We start from the raw sequence: 12,355 nt of genomic DNA, 5'->3' as shown, positions 1-12,355 counted from the left end.
TGGGCCATCGCGGCACAACACGATTGAGGCCCCATGCCGCCCCTAGCCGCATCGCCTGCGCAAACCCCGGAAGGCACTGCCTTCCCTGATCCGCCGCAGACGTTATTAAGCCGTGATTTTGTTCTGCTGTTCTGCATGACCATGTGCTGCAACAGTTTTGTGGCCGTCTTTTACTGCTTTGAGCAATGGCTCGAAGGCCTCTCTGTCAGCCCGAACTGGCGGGGAGTGCTGCTCTCTTCCATGTTTGTCATGGTTCTGATTTTCAGGCAGGTGGCAAGCGTGGTTCTGTTGCGCCGTGGCAAACTCCTGCCCATGGGCATTGCCATCATCATTTCAAGCGGCGTCATGCTGGCCTACCCTTATGTGGGCGGCCCCCATATCATTGAGCTGATTCTGCTGTTACGCGTGGTGCAGGGCATTGCCCTTGCCGTGTTCTCCTGCTGCACGGTGTCCATACTGGTGAGCTGCATACCCAAGGGCCAAAGCGCGCGCGGTTTTGCCATCTTTTCGCTGACCCTGCTGCTGCCCTACTCCATCATTCCGGCAGTGGGGGAACAGATACTTGCCCTGCTTGGGGGCGAACCGCACCTCTTTGCCTTCACGGCCCTGCTGGGCATCCCCTCCCTGCTCATGCTGGTGCCGCTGGCACCACGCCTGCGCAAGCCAGAAATGGCCCAGGAGGCAGAAGGCGGCATGTCTGGTCGGGAACTGTGGCATGCGGTGAGCCATTCCGGCCTGTTCTTTGTGTACATGGCCTGCATGACATTCAGCATCATGACCGTACTGGCCATCTTTTTCATGAAAGGGTTATGCTCCATCACCGGCGCGCACCCGGCGTGGTTTTTCAGTACCTATACGCTCACCATCATTCTTGTGCGTCTGGTGGGCAGCAACAGGCTTGATACGCTGCCGCGCCACCGAATTACCATTTTGTGCAGCGTTCTATTGGTCTGCTGCATGCTGGGGCTGGCCTGGGGGCCGCTGTGGGCCTTCATTCCCCTCACCTTCCTGTACGGGGTGGGCCTTGGGCTGCTCTACCCCCTGCTGGCGGCCATGGTCTATGACCGCTCCACACCCACCACACGCTCCATCAACTCCAATGTGATGATGGCCACCTTCGATTCCAGCGGCATTTTTGCCCCCATAATCGGCGGGCTGGTCATGTATGAAGGTTTTGGCTACCGGGGTGTTTTTGTGGCCACGGCAGTTTCCATCGGCCTGTGCGGCCTTTCCATGGTGGCCGACAAGCTGCGCGTTGCCCACTGGCAGCGGCAAGGCCGCCACATAGCTTAAGCTCCAGACGCTGCAACAGCGGGTGCAAGAGTCCGGTCAACAGCAGCCATGCGACGGCGAGCGGAAGTGCTGCTTTGACAAAAATGCAATAATATATCATTTCAGTTTCTGGTTCAAAAAACGCTAATATTCTGAACCAGAAACATGGGAGAAATGATGAAAAAACTGATTCTTGTGACGGCCTGCACGGTTCTGTTCGCAGCCGGCCCCGCGCTTGCGCATGGCCCGCACGAGCACGGCGCTGCCCGTCTGGATGTGGCTGTGGAAGGCAATATTGTAGAAATCAGCCTCGAAAGCCCCCTTGCCAACGCCCTGCCTTTTGAGCACGCTCCCCGCGACGCAGCCCAGCGTCAGGCCGTGCAGAGCATGGCGGCAACCCTGCATAAGGCGGAAAATATTTTTGTTTTTCCCGCCGCAGCCCAGTGCCGCATCAAGAAGGTAACGCTGGAATCCGAAGCCCTGCCCGAGGTTCTGCTGGAAGCAAATACAGCCACGCAGCCGGAAAAGACGCAAGCATCACAGCAGAACGCGTCTGCCGCTCCCGCAGTTGAACCCAAGGCACATGCAGACCATAACGAACATGCCGGGCACGATGAACACGGCGGTCATGCAGATATGGACGCGTCCTTCACTTTTGAATGCGCGCAGCCCGAAGCACTGCACGGCATGGACGTGCGTCTTTTTTCCGCATGGCCAGCCCTGCATGAACTGCGAGTGCAGATAGTCAGCCCCACAGGGCAGCATGCCGCCGAACTGAACGAACAGGCCCACACCCTCAAGTGGTAACTCCCATGAATTCCGTTACGCCAACACCACCGCAAGCGCCTTGCAGCATGAATACGGGCGAGCAGGCAGTCCTGCTTGAAAATTGCACCTTTTGCTGGCCCGGCCAAAAGGAAGAAGCCCTGCATATTCCCATGTTCAGCGTGGACAAAGGGGAGACGGTTTTTCTTTCCGGCCCCAGCGGCGGGGGCAAAAGCACCCTGCTCAGCCTCATTGCAGGGATACTCCAACCAGCTTCCGGCAGTGTGCGCGTCAACGGAATTCGTGTGGACACCTTGCCCAGATTCGCCAGAGATTCCTTTCGCGGCGACACCATCGGCCTGATATTTCAGCAGTTCAATCTTGTTCCGCATCTCTCCATGCTGGATAATGTCCTGCTGCCCTGCCGCTTTTCGCCCAAACGCACCGCACGGGCAACGGAAAAGGATGCAAGCCCGGAGCAATCCGCGCAACGCCTGCTTGAACGCCTTGGCCTTGGGCCGGAACTGTGGCGCAAAAGCGTAACCCGCCTTTCTGTGGGGCAACAGCAACGCGTTGCCGCCGCCCGCGCCCTTGTGGGGTCGCCGCCGCTGGTTATGGCTGACGAACCCACCTCTGCGCTGGATGCGGAACGGCGGGCAGATTTTCTGCACCTGCTGCTGCGCGAAAGCGCCGAGGCCGGATCAAGCCTTTTGTTTGTCAGCCATGATCTGTCTCTGGCGGATTTTTTTGAACGCCGGATCCGGCTGGCAGAGATTAACCGGGCCGATGCCAGCAGGGCTGACAAAGGGACAATCCCGCAGGGAGAAACCGCATGAGCCGTTGGCGTTTTTTGTTGGGGCTTGCCTGGTCGAGCGCCTGGAACCGCCGGGGAACCCTGAGCCTTGTGGTATTTTCCATCGCGCTCTCCACCACCCTGCTGCTCGGTATGGAGCGAGTGCGCACTCAGGTGCGCGATAATTTTGTTCAGGCAGTTTCCGGCACGGATATGGTGGTGGGAGCGCGCGGCAGCGAGTTGCAACTACTGCTCTATGCCGTGTTCCACATGGGCAAGGGCACCAACAACATGGGGTGGGACAGCGCCCAGCGCATTGCCCAGCGCAAGGACGTGGCCTGGACTATCCCCCTGTCGCTCGGCGATTCGCACAAGGGATTTGCCGTAGTTGGCACTACGGGCGATTTTTTTACCCAGTACCAATACAGCAGGCGCATGCATCTGCAACTGGCGCAGGGAACGCCTTTTGACGGCATCTTTGATGTTGTGCTGGGGGCGGAGGTTGCCAGCAAAGAGCACTACAGGCTGGGCGACAGACTAGTACTCAGCCACGGCTCGGGCAGCGCCCACCTTGCCCAGCATACGGACAAGCCCTTTACGGTATGTGGTATTCTTGCACCCACAGGCACCCCTGTGGACAGGGCTTTGTACATCAGCCTTGCCGCCATGGAGGCCATCCACATCGACTGGCAGGGCGGCGCGCCTGTGCCGGGTTTTCATGTGCGGCCAGATCAGGTAACCAAGTTCAGCCTTGCACCCAAGAGTATTACGGCGGTGCTGGTTGGCCTGAAAAACCGCGCCCGCGTTTTTGCCGCCCAAAGGGAAATCAACGCCGACCAGCAGGAAGCCCTCATGGCTGTTATGCCCGGGGTGGCGCTGGATCAGTTGTGGAGCCTGCTGCGCTCGGGCGAAAATGCCTTGCGCGTCCTCTCCTGGCTGGTAACTGTGGCTGGGCTGGCTGGCCTTGTGGCCGCCATTCTGGCAGGGCTGGGCGAACGGCGGCGCGAGCTGGCCGTGCTGCGCGCAGCAGGGGCAAGTCCTCTGGATATTGTGGCCCTTCTGTCGTTTGAAAGCACGCTGCTGGTCGTTGCGGGCGCTCTGGCGGGAACTGCCGCCCTTGCCGCCCTGCTGGCTGTGTTTGGCCCTGTGCTGGCTTCGGGCTATGGGCTGAGCCTTGCGCTCACTCTGCCCACAGCCGCCGAATGGCGCTTGCTTGGCGGGATTGTGGCCGCTGGTTTTGCCGCCGGGCTTATCCCGGCATGGCGGGCCTACCGCATGAGTCTGGCTGACGGCCTCAACGCCTCTGTATAATAAAGGAACCTGCCATGAAAACAGCCTCGACCACAGGGCGCATCCTCTGCATGCTGGCAGCATTGCTGTGCGGCTGGCACAGCGCAACCGCCCTTGCCCTGACTGACGATTACGAGCGGCAAAAAATCGAACACTGGCAGCCCTCGCGCGAAGATGCGGACACTGCCGCAACCGCAAAAAAGAGCGGGAAATACACCGAAATCACATGGGACAAGCTGATTCCGCCATCATGGAATCCCGCAAAAGTTTTTGACAAGTTCAATTTTGACAAGTTCAGCGATGACGACCCCAGAGCCGACAAGGCCCTGAAAGAATTTCAGGCCCTGTGGAGCAATGCGCCCGCCAACAAGGTTTTGGGCGGCAAGCTGGTGCGTATTGCCGGATTTGTAGCTCCGCTTGATTTTCTGGGTGGCGATGAACTGGCAGAATTTTTGCTGGTTCCCTATTTCGGCGCGTGCATTCACGTGCCGCCGCCCCCGGCCAACCAGATCATCTACGTCACACTGGACAAACCACGCGGCATACAGATGATGGACACCGTGTGGGTATACGGAAAGCTTGAAATCGAGAAAACAGAAAGCGACATCGGCGATGCGGGATACCGCATCAAGGCTGAGGCGGTGGAACCCTATGTGGAAGACGAAAACAACTGATCAGGCTGAACCTGCCTGTTGCCAGGCAGAAACATCGTGCTGTCAGGCAGACCAGCCGCGCATGGGTCACACTCTGCGGCTTACGCCCTTGCGGCGCATGGTGCTTGCCTATCTGCAACAGGCTCAGGAACCCGTTAAGGCCTATGACATTCTTGATGCCCTGCGCGGCAAATCCTCCAAGGCCCTCACGCCTGCAAGCGTCTATAGAACGCTTGAATTTCTGCTCAATCAGGGCCTTGTGCACAAAGTCGGCTCGCTCAATGCCTTTGTGGCCTGCGCGGAAACCTGCCACAAAAAGCATGCGCCCGTGTTCATGCTGGTATGCCCCGGTTGCCGCAAGAGCCGCGAGGTGAACAATCCCACTCTGTATCAGACCATCTTTTCCACCATGCAGCAGCAGGGCTTTCAGCTACAGGGCGACACCGTGGAACTGACGGGCATCTGCCCCCGGTGCGCAGAAATGGGCGCGCAGGCTGGCTCACAACGGGTCGGCGTGCACCACACGGCACACACAAAAGGCGGCGCGAATCTCCATAACCGGAAAAACGCGCCGCCTGCCCCGTCCGGCAAATAGACGGGGTGAGAGTGCAGGCAAGATCAACAAGAGCGAAAACAAGAAACCAGTATTTGTTAAAAGCGAAGGGCCTTTGCAGGCCCTTCGCTTTTTCAGTTATTTTTCCGTATCTTCCACGTCCTTGGCCTCGGCCTTGGCTTTCTTGACGCGCGGGGTTCCGGTGCGGTGCACTACAAACTTGCTGATGGAAGGTTTGCGGTGCACTGGAACCTGATGCAGACATTTTGTAGGGCACTTTTCCACACACGCGGAGCAGTACACGCACAGGAAGGGATCATAATTCCACTTTCCGGCTTTTGCATCCACGGTGATGGCATCGGTTGGGCATACTCTTGCGCAGGAATTGCAGAATATGCACTTTTCAACCTCGTTGGTGATCACGCCGCGATAGGCGGGGAAGGGTTCGCGTTCTTCCAGAGGATACAGCCTCGTGGCTGGCTTGCCCGAAAGATTGCGCAGCACGTTTGGGAGCATATACATGGGCTACCTCTCTGTGCAGGAGATGCACGGGTCGATACTCAGCACGATAACCGGCACATCGGGCAGTTTGCAGCCCGGCAGCATGTGCAGCAGGGGCGGCACGTTGGCAAAGGTGGGCGTACGCACGCGCATGCGCTCCAGATTTTTGGTGCCGTTGGCCCGGATGTAATAGAACAGCTCGCCGCGGGGCTGCTCCACACGAAAGACCGATTCGCCCTCGGGGTTGCCGGTGACCTTTACGGTCAGCTCGCTTTCGGGCAGGCGGTTCAAGGCCTCGCGGATAAGCTCTATGGAGTGCAGCACTTCATAAAAGCGTACCTTGGAGCGGGCGTAGCAGTCACCGTCATTTTCAACCACGGGAATGAAGTTGAGATCCTTGTAGGCGGCGTAGCCGTGCATACGTTCGTCGATTTCCCAGCCGCTGCCGCGAAGGGTGGGGCCGGCGGCGCCCAGCAGGCGTGCATCGTCCTTGCTCAGAGTGCCTATGCCGCGTGTGCGTTCCTGCACGGTGTAGTCGTCAAGCATGGTGCGGGTAAGCTCGCGCATGCCCTTTTCCAGTTCATCCAGACGGCCATGCATCCAGCGGATCTGATCGGGGCTGAGGTCGCGGCGCACGCCGCCAACCACGTTGACCGAAAGAATAACGCGGTTGCCCGCCGTGGCTTCGCAGATGTCCATGACATGCTCGCGGATACGCCAGAACTGCTGGAACACGCTTTCAAAGCCAAACGAGTCGGCAAACAGGCCGAGCCACAGCATATGGGAGTGTATCCGGTGCAGTTCTGACCAGATAACCCGCAAAAACTGCGCACGCGGCGGCGCTGTAATACCCATCATGTCTTCAATGGCGTTGCAGTAGCAGTTGGCATGGATGCACGAGCAGATGCCGCAGATGCGCTCGACCACAAAGACCATCTGATTGTAGTCCTTGAGCCGCACAAGGCTTTCAAGCCCGCGATGGACAAAACCAAGCTGGGGCACGGCCCCGACCACGGTTTCATCTTCCACCACAAACTTGATGTGCAACGGCTCGGGCAGTACGGGATGCTGCGGCCCGAAAGGAATCACGGTTGTGCGGTTGCTCATGCCTTCTCTCCTTTGGCCGTGTCATCCTTGGCGGCCTCGGCCTTGGCGGCGGGCCGCCGGACCGTGGTCATGGTAAAGTACGGCGCGTGGGTGACTTCGCCCTCCAGATACATGGCCCCCTGGTAATCCAGGGGCAGATCAGCAAAATGCACCCCGAACTGATCCTGCGTTTCGTTCTCAACGAGGACAGCGCAGAAATATACGGGCGTGATGCTGGGGATGGCGTCGTTCTTGTTCACATCCATGCGCAGATGCACCATGCCCTTGGCGTCCGTGGGTTCCCACACGCACAGCTCGGCGTTGTGGCGCAGGTCGGACATGGTGAGGTTTACGTCAAAGTGATAGAAAAGCCGCAGCGTGTTTTCGTCCATGACGGTCTGCGACATGGTCACAAAACGGTATTTGGCGTTGGCAAGCTGCTGCACTTCTGAAAGCAGCGTTTGCGGCGTCACTTCCTTGGCTTCAAAAAACATGGCTCTATCCTTTCCGGGTTAACCCGCGTTTTGCTGTGGCTTGTCGGGGGCTTCTTCCGGCGCGGACTCCGCCTGCGGCGTCATGTCGGGAGTGCCGTCCTCATCGCCCGGCATAAAGGTGGGCACAGGCTCGGGGCCAAGGCCCATCTTGGCCTTGAGCACGCCAAGGGCCTGCACCACGCCGTCAATGATGGCCTCGGGTTTGGGCGGGCAGCCGGGCACGAACACATCAACAGGAATGATATTGTACGCACCGTTCAGCACATTATAGGTATCCTTGAACACGCCCCCGGAAAGGTTGCAGGCTCCGATGGAAACCACGGCCTTGGGCGAAGGCATCTGTTCGTATATCTGCTTGAGCACATGCTGGTTGCGGTGGTTCACCGTGCCTGTAACCAGCAGCACGTCGGCATGCTTGGGGTTGCCCGCGTTGACCACCCCGAAACGTTCTACGTCATACATGGGCGTCAGACAGGCCAGCACCTCGATGTCGCAGCCGTTGCAGGAACCGCAGTCAAAATGAACTATCCACGGAGACTTCAGGCGGCTCCGCTTGATCATATTGTCGACGAAACCCATATTCCGGCCTCCTTACGCCACGTACAGCCATAAAAGATTAACCAGGGCCAGGCCCATGCCGAGCAGCAGAGACTTCTTTTGCACCATCCACTGCCACGTCAGACGGGCGGTGATGTTGTCGATAAGAATTTCCGTGAACAGCGAGGCGCCCACAAGAACGGCCATTCCCACAAAGCTGGTGTGCCAGAACATGGCGCACAGCCCAAGAATAAGCACAAGATCAAACCAGTGGGCAATTTCAATCAGCGCAAGGTACGGGCCGGAATATTCGGTCTGTACGCCGCGCACCAGTTCCTGGTGGCCGTGATGGCTGGCAGCGATATCAAAGGGCGACTTGCGCAGTTTGATTGTCAGGGCGTAACCCAGCGCCAGAAACAGCAGGGGCATCTTGAGCAGCAGCGGCTGCTCGAGCTGGAATACTGCGGCAATGGAGAACGAACCCGTGCACATGGCAAAGCCAACGAACACCAGGATCAGGATAGGCTCATAGGCAAGCATGAGCAACAGCTCGCGCTGCGCGCCCACGTTGCTGTAAGGCGAAGGTACGCATATGGCGCCAACCACCTGAAACACCGCGCCCACTGTGAGCACGAAGAACAGCAGCAGCAAATCCCCGCCCATGAAGAAAATCAGCAGAGCAAGCGCCGATGAAATCAGCGTGATATAAGCGCTGAACACCAGCCAGGCATTGGTAACCTGGGGCTGTTTGCCCAGCAGTTTTAAGATGTCGTAAAAGGGCTGTAGCAGGGGCGGCCCAATGCGCGACTGAAGGCGCGCCGTGATCCGGCGATCCAGGCCGGTAAGCAGGCCGCCCACCAGGGGCGACAGGATCAACCCGCCGATGGCACTGAAGATGGTGAGCATTAGAGCAGACCTCCTACCAGAACGACCAGGAATGCAATGGAAATCATGTCGATGGCCCGCGTGATCTTGCTCTCGCCAAAATACTGGCAAAGATAGAAGTTGGCCACGCGCACTGGCTCAAACACATTCATGGGGCCCTTGAAGCCAACCACGCCGTTCTTTTCTGCCGCCAGGCCCGAAAAATACGGCTGTGCATGGGCAGACTCTGGTGTTCTGCGGGCTTCCCGCCATGCAAACCACACGCCCAGACCAAGCAGAATGAACAGCAGGTAAATCCACACATAGCCTTCTGCGCTGGTCAGGGTTGCGCCGGGAATAAAGCCTTCAGTCTGCAAGTTAAAGCGCGCGTAAACACCCGAAACAGAAGGCTCCACAAAGGTCTTCAGCACCAGGGGCGAAATGAACGAAAACACCACGGCAAGCCCGCACAGCGAACGCAGCGCAAACATGACCGAGGGCTTGGGATTACCGTGAGCCGCATGCTCGTGCATCTTGGAGGACGACACCAGTACACCGGCCCAGCGCGCCCAGAAGAGCACGGTAAAGGCCGAGCCAAGCGCCACAAAGAAAACGATGGGCGTCATGGCCTGAGTGGCGCGGGCAATGGCTTCTATGGCCATCCACTTGCCTATGAGCATGCCAAAGGGCGGCAGCATCATGGTAAAAATGCCGATCACCGTGATAATGGCCGTGCGGGGCATTATACCGTAGAGGCCGCGCATGTCTTCGATATCGCGCGAACCAATGCGCTGTTCAATGGCGCCGACGCACATGAACAACAGGCCCTTGGATACGGAGTGGTAAATGATGATGGTCGTTGCCGCCATCATGGATGCAGCGGTATTGATGCCCACACAGGCGATGATAAGCCCGAGGTTGGCGATTGTGGAATACGCCAGAACCTTTTTTGCATTACTTTGGCTGACCGCAAGAATACATGTGGCCACAAAGGTAAATGCGCCGAACAGGGCCACGATGGTGGACATGGTGGTTCCCGCAAAGGCCGGAGCCATGCGCAACAGCAGGTAAGTGCCCGCCTTGACCATGGTAGCCGAGTGCAACAGAGCCGAAACAGGCGTTGGTGCAACCATTGCACCGCACAGCCAGCTCTCGAACGGAACCTGCGCCGACTTGGTAAAGGCCGCCAGACAGAAGAACGCAAAAGGCAAGAGAATGGCCGTGTTCTTTACGTCCATCGAGGTCATCTTTTGCAGCACGAGCTCGGTCGAAAGCGTTCCAAGGCTCTTCTGAATAAACAGCATGGCCGAAACAAAGGCCAGACCGCCCAGAACGTTCATCCACAATGCGCGCTGGGCATTGGCCTTGGCCTCGTCTGTCTGGTCATGCCCTATGAGCATGAAGGAACACAGCGTTGTGATTTCCCAGAACAGAAACATCCATGAAAGATTGTTGCAGAGCACCAGGCCGTTCATGGCACCGAGGAAGCAGAAAATAATGGCAAAAAATCTGGGCTGGCGCGAAACACGCAGATGCAGATGCTCTTCGTGCAGATCCATGTAGCCCATGCCGTAAATGGTAATAAGCCCGCCAACCACGCTGATGATGATCACCATGATAAGCGACAGGCCGTCTGCCACAAAGGCAGTGATGGGCACTTCATGCCCGGGAAGAACAAATTTAAGGTATAACAGACCAATCAGTTGCAGCAGGGTCATGCCCATAATCAGGCGGCTGCCCAGCTTCCAACCTATGCCAAGAATGTAAACCAGCAACAGCAAGTCCAGCACGCTGAACACAGAGTCGGCAGACAGACCAAAGATGGTGTCTATCTCAAGCCGAAAAGCGCCGTTCGCTCCCAGGATCACGGCTGCCACCGCCATGACTGTGACCGCTGCAGGCACTATCAGCTTGCGAGCGCTGCTGCTTTGCGTGAAATACAGCACAAGCGCCATAATAAACGGCAGTGCTACACAACAAAAAACAAGTGTACTCATCTTCTTTGCCCCACTACATTGCGAGTTGTGAAAAACTTCACTCTTGATAACTTCCTCACAACATAAAAAAACTTCCCCCCTCCTTACATTCTTTGCACATATTATTTTTATTAGAGTTAATCTATGTACATTTTTGCGTCAACATATTTGATTAATTTGCCTACATTGATTGTTCAAAGAATAATTCTTAGCAAAACGCTAATATTTTAACATTCTGATTTATGGCCCAATTGCCAATCGGCAAAACAGCCGTGTTTTTCTGCTCACATTGGTGATTTCTAGAAAATGCAGGCAAAACCTGACCAGACTGTTTTTCAGAGCAACTAGCGGGAATAATAGATAGCGGCGTTGGCTGTGGGCTGCCCCCCCAAAAAAACACAAGCGCCCCTGCGGCGCAGCCATGCTAAAAACATGGCATTGTGCTGCAAGGGCGCTTGCTGCCAGCCGTAACGGCTGTCTCAAACATCTACACTCTCCCCCGGTCAGCGCCGGAGGAGATGCGGGATCAGGCGTTGAACACCAGAGGGCCTTCAGCCATGGTAGCGACCATGACGGCCTTGATGGTGTGCAGGCGGTTTTCCGCCTCTTCAAAAGCCATGTTGCGCGGCGATTCAAAGACTTCATCGCTCACTTCCATGCATTCAATGCCAAAGCGCTGATAAATGTCTTCGCCAACTGCGGTATCACGGTTATGGAAGCTTGGCAGACAATGCAAAAACTTGCATTGGGGATTGCCCGTCAGTTCCATTGCTGCCGCGTCCACGCGATACGGCGTCAACAGATCAATGCGCTCTTTCCATACGGAATCAGGCTCGCCCATGGACACCCAGACATCAGTGGAGAGGAAGTCGCAGTCTTTAACGCCTTCGGCCACGCTTTCCGTGCGCATAATGTGCGCGCCAGTGCTCTTGGCTATGTGGAGGGCCAGTTCAAAAACTTCGTCCGATGTCCACAAAGCCCTGGGAGCAACAGAACGGAAATCCAGCCCAAGCAGGGCCGAACCAACCATCAGGGAATTGCCCATATTATAACGTGCATCCCCAAGATATGCCAGTGTTTGTTGATTCAAAGGTTTTTCGCAGCACTCGCGCATGGTCAGCATGTCGGCCAAAAACTGCGTGGGGTGCCATTCGTTGGTGAGGCCGTTCCATACAGGCACGCCAGCGTGTTTTGCCAGAGCCTCTACCCTCGCCTGCTCATAACCGCGATACTCAATACCATCATAAAAGCGGGAAAGCACACGGGCGGTATCGGCCATGGATTCCTTTTTGCCCATCTGCGAGCCGGAGGGGCCAAGATAGGTCACGCGCGCGCCCTGATCATAGGCTGCCACTTCAAAAGAACAGCGGGTACGCGTGGAATCCTTTTCAAAAAGGATGACAATATTTCTGTCTTGCAGAAACTTCGGCTCGCGCCGGACCTTTTTGGCCTGCTTGAGCTGGGCCGCCAGATCCAGCAGATACGTGAGGTCTTCCGGCGTGAAGTCTATTTCTTTCAGAAAATCCCGGTGATACAGCCTGTTGCTCATGACGCATTCCCACCCTTTGCAG

Annotated in this window: 13 protein-coding genes; 6 read left to right on the top strand and 7 right to left on the bottom strand. The window is 57.0% G+C overall.

Annotated features, from left to right (window positions below; all coding sequences use genetic code 11):
- Window positions 1-33: 33 nt before the first annotated feature.
- From G449_RS16090 to G449_RS17720, 6 genes are all read left to right on the top strand, one after another.
- Window positions 34-1,293, top strand: a complete 1,260-nt coding sequence (locus G449_RS16090) for an MFS transporter (protein ID WP_034604881.1) — start codon at window positions 34-36, stop codon at window positions 1,291-1,293.
- Between the two features lie 156 nt (window positions 1,294-1,449).
- Window positions 1,450-2,079 carry a DUF2796 domain-containing protein gene (locus tag G449_RS17725; RefSeq protein WP_022658260.1) on the top strand — a complete coding sequence of 210 codons (630 nt, stop codon included), beginning with the start codon at window positions 1,450-1,452 and terminating at the stop codon, window positions 2,077-2,079.
- A gap of 5 nt (window positions 2,080-2,084) precedes the next feature.
- Entirely contained in the window at window positions 2,085-2,873 is a 789-nt protein-coding gene (locus tag G449_RS0105225) for an ABC transporter ATP-binding protein (protein WP_211215139.1), read from the top strand.
- Entirely contained in the window at window positions 2,870-4,141 is a 1,272-nt protein-coding gene (locus tag G449_RS0105220; protein WP_022658258.1) for an ABC transporter permease, read from the top strand. The genes G449_RS0105225 and G449_RS0105220 overlap by 4 nt, the downstream gene beginning before the upstream one ends.
- A gap of 14 nt (window positions 4,142-4,155) precedes the next feature.
- Window positions 4,156-4,794, top strand: coding sequence for a DUF3299 domain-containing protein (locus G449_RS0105215; protein WP_022658257.1), 639 nt, complete (start codon window positions 4,156-4,158; stop codon window positions 4,792-4,794).
- Window positions 4,772-5,368 carry a Fur family transcriptional regulator gene (locus tag G449_RS17720; RefSeq protein WP_022658256.1) on the top strand — a complete coding sequence of 199 codons (597 nt, stop codon included), beginning with the start codon at window positions 4,772-4,774 and terminating at the stop codon, window positions 5,366-5,368. The genes G449_RS0105215 and G449_RS17720 overlap by 23 nt, the downstream gene beginning before the upstream one ends.
- 96 nt (window positions 5,369-5,464) lie before the next feature.
- On the opposite strand, the gene G449_RS0105205 is transcribed toward G449_RS17720, so the two are convergent.
- The 7 genes from G449_RS0105205 to argF form a co-directional block, all read right to left on the bottom strand.
- Window positions 5,465-5,848: a 4Fe-4S binding protein gene (locus G449_RS0105205; protein ID WP_022658255.1), complete on the bottom strand. Its 384-nt coding sequence runs from the start codon at window positions 5,846-5,848 to the stop codon at window positions 5,465-5,467.
- A gap of 3 nt (window positions 5,849-5,851) precedes the next feature.
- Window positions 5,852-6,934, bottom strand: coding sequence for a hydrogenase large subunit (locus G449_RS0105200; RefSeq protein ID WP_022658254.1), 1,083 nt, complete (start codon window positions 6,932-6,934; stop codon window positions 5,852-5,854).
- Window positions 6,931-7,407, bottom strand: coding sequence for an NADH-quinone oxidoreductase subunit C (locus G449_RS0105195; protein ID WP_022658253.1), 477 nt, complete (start codon window positions 7,405-7,407; stop codon window positions 6,931-6,933). Before G449_RS0105195 ends, G449_RS0105200 begins: the two co-directional genes overlap by 4 nt.
- A gap of 18 nt (window positions 7,408-7,425) precedes the next feature.
- Complete coding sequence (locus tag G449_RS0105190; RefSeq protein WP_022658252.1) at window positions 7,426-7,986, bottom strand: NADH-quinone oxidoreductase subunit B family protein; 561 nt, start codon at window positions 7,984-7,986, stop codon at window positions 7,426-7,428.
- Between the two features lie 12 nt (window positions 7,987-7,998).
- Entirely contained in the window at window positions 7,999-8,850 is an 852-nt protein-coding gene (locus G449_RS0105185; protein WP_022658251.1) for a respiratory chain complex I subunit 1 family protein, read from the bottom strand.
- Complete coding sequence (locus G449_RS0105180; protein ID WP_022658250.1) at window positions 8,850-10,805, bottom strand: NADH-quinone oxidoreductase subunit 5 family protein; 1,956 nt, start codon at window positions 10,803-10,805, stop codon at window positions 8,850-8,852. Before G449_RS0105180 ends, G449_RS0105185 begins: the two co-directional genes overlap by 1 nt.
- A gap of 505 nt (window positions 10,806-11,310) precedes the next feature.
- Complete coding sequence (gene argF, locus G449_RS0105175) at window positions 11,311-12,333, bottom strand: ornithine carbamoyltransferase (protein WP_022658249.1); 1,023 nt, start codon at window positions 12,331-12,333, stop codon at window positions 11,311-11,313.
- Window positions 12,334-12,355 lie beyond the last annotated feature (22 nt).

The sequence above is a fragment of the Desulfovibrio desulfuricans DSM 642 genome (genome assembly GCF_000420465.1).
Classification (GTDB): Bacteria; Desulfobacterota; Desulfovibrionia; order Desulfovibrionales; family Desulfovibrionaceae; genus Desulfovibrio; species Desulfovibrio desulfuricans.
This window is presented reverse-complemented; position numbering and strand designations above follow the sequence as displayed.

Coding starts and splice junctions, on each gene's coding strand:
- G449_RS16090 (WP_034604881.1), top strand. CDS start 34: ATGCCGCCCCTAGCCGCATCGCCTGCGCAAACCCCGGAAGGCACTGCC.
- G449_RS17725 (WP_022658260.1), top strand. CDS start 1,450: ATGAAAAAACTGATTCTTGTGACGGCCTGCACGGTTCTGTTCGCAGCC.
- G449_RS0105225 (WP_211215139.1), top strand. CDS start 2,085: ATGAATTCCGTTACGCCAACACCACCGCAAGCGCCTTGCAGCATGAAT.
- G449_RS0105220 (WP_022658258.1), top strand. CDS start 2,870: ATGAGCCGTTGGCGTTTTTTGTTGGGGCTTGCCTGGTCGAGCGCCTGG.
- G449_RS0105215 (WP_022658257.1), top strand. CDS start 4,156: ATGAAAACAGCCTCGACCACAGGGCGCATCCTCTGCATGCTGGCAGCA.
- G449_RS17720 (WP_022658256.1), top strand. CDS start 4,772: ATGTGGAAGACGAAAACAACTGATCAGGCTGAACCTGCCTGTTGCCAG.
- G449_RS0105205 (WP_022658255.1), bottom strand. CDS start 5,848: ATGTATATGCTCCCAAACGTGCTGCGCAATCTTTCGGGCAAGCCAGCC.
- G449_RS0105200 (WP_022658254.1), bottom strand. CDS start 6,934: ATGAGCAACCGCACAACCGTGATTCCTTTCGGGCCGCAGCATCCCGTA.
- G449_RS0105195 (WP_022658253.1), bottom strand. CDS start 7,407: ATGTTTTTTGAAGCCAAGGAAGTGACGCCGCAAACGCTGCTTTCAGAA.
- G449_RS0105190 (WP_022658252.1), bottom strand. CDS start 7,986: ATGGGTTTCGTCGACAATATGATCAAGCGGAGCCGCCTGAAGTCTCCG.
- G449_RS0105185 (WP_022658251.1), bottom strand. CDS start 8,850: ATGCTCACCATCTTCAGTGCCATCGGCGGGTTGATCCTGTCGCCCCTG.
- G449_RS0105180 (WP_022658250.1), bottom strand. CDS start 10,805: ATGAGTACACTTGTTTTTTGTTGTGTAGCACTGCCGTTTATTATGGCG.
- argF (WP_022658249.1), bottom strand. CDS start 12,333: ATGAGCAACAGGCTGTATCACCGGGATTTTCTGAAAGAAATAGACTTC.